General features: G+C 48.8%; 1 protein-coding gene and 1 pseudogene. Both read left to right on the forward strand.

Annotation, left to right across the window (positions count from 1 at the left end):
- Positions 1-291, forward strand: a pseudogene (locus ACS8FC_RS14245) (DEAD/DEAH box helicase); the annotation flags it as partial.
- Between the two features lie 263 nt (positions 292-554).
- The coding region (locus ACS8FC_RS14250) for a DUF819 family protein (protein ID WP_439297240.1) at positions 555-1,315 on the forward strand (761 nt) is incomplete at its 3' end.

Here is a 1,315-nt window from a genome sequence, read left to right on the forward strand (position 1 = left end):
GGTCGTTCAAGCGACAGCGCACCAACTGGTCAACGCGCAAGCAACGACAGCGGTTATCAAGGTAAGCCACGTGATACGTCAGGCAAACCAAATGAGCGTTCAGGTGGCAAGCCTTATCAAGGCAAGCGCACTGGTGGTCCAAGCCGCGGTGATAGTAATGGCGTTCCACGTGGTGAGCGTGCTGCAACTGGTCGCGGTCGTCCAAGCGGTAGCCAAGGTCGCCCAGCAAGTCGTTCTGACAGCCGTGGCCAAGGTCGTCCAAACGGCGGCAACCGTGGTAAAAACTCATAATATCGCTATAACGAACGATTAAAGCTACTAATTCATTAATCGTCTAAAGGTAGCAGTAAAAAGCCAGATACTTGTTATCTGGCTTTTTTATGTTTGATCTAGCCATCATGAACCTGAAAATGGATATCTCAAGTGAACGACAGCTGTTTACTGAAGTGATAAACCCATTGGTCATCACACCAAGCATAATGTCTGCTTGCGCGAGTTTTTTAGCTTGTCTATACTGATTCACTTTTGCCAGCTGTCAGCCTTGGAGCGACTTGATGCCTACCACCTCATCTTTAGCAATCGATAGCCTGCCATTAGCGTTTGGCATTATCATGGCCATCATCGGCCTGGTCTTTTATACCCAAGGCTTACCGGGTAAGTTTTGGCGACGGTTTTATGCGGTATTACCCGGTATTGTACTGTGCTGTTTTATACCCGCCACCCTAAACAGCTTAGGGGTGTTCGCCGACGGCGTTGGCGCGCAGATTTATGGTTTTACCGCCACGTATTTGCTGCCTGCAAGTTTGCTATTGATGACCTTATCCATGGATGTTCCCAAAATATTAGGTTTGGGCTGGAAAGCCATTGCGATGTTCTTTGCTGCCAGTATCGCCATTATTATCAGTGGACCTATTAGCTTAGGAATTGCCAAATGGGTGTCACCTGAGATGTTTGTCGACGATACGTTGTGGCGCGGATTTTCTGCCGTCGCGGGCAGCTGGATCGGCGGGGCGGCGAACCAAGCAGCGATGAAGGAGCTGTTCGAGGTCAGTGATGATCTATTTGGCATGATGATCTTAGTGGATGCCACTAATGCCTCATTATGGCTACTCGCAATCTTGGTGATGGCAAAACACAGCGCAAAAATCGATCGATTCTTGCGAGCAGATACCAGTAGCATTGATAAAGTCATTAAAGCCGTCGAAAGCTATGAGCGCGATCATGCCCGCCCAGCTACCATCAATGATTTGATGGTAATGTTTGGCTTGTGCTTTGCCATGGTCGGAGTGGCGCACTTTGTTGGTGGACAAATTGC

It is taken from the genome of Psychrobacter sp. 1Y4, assembly GCF_051847555.1.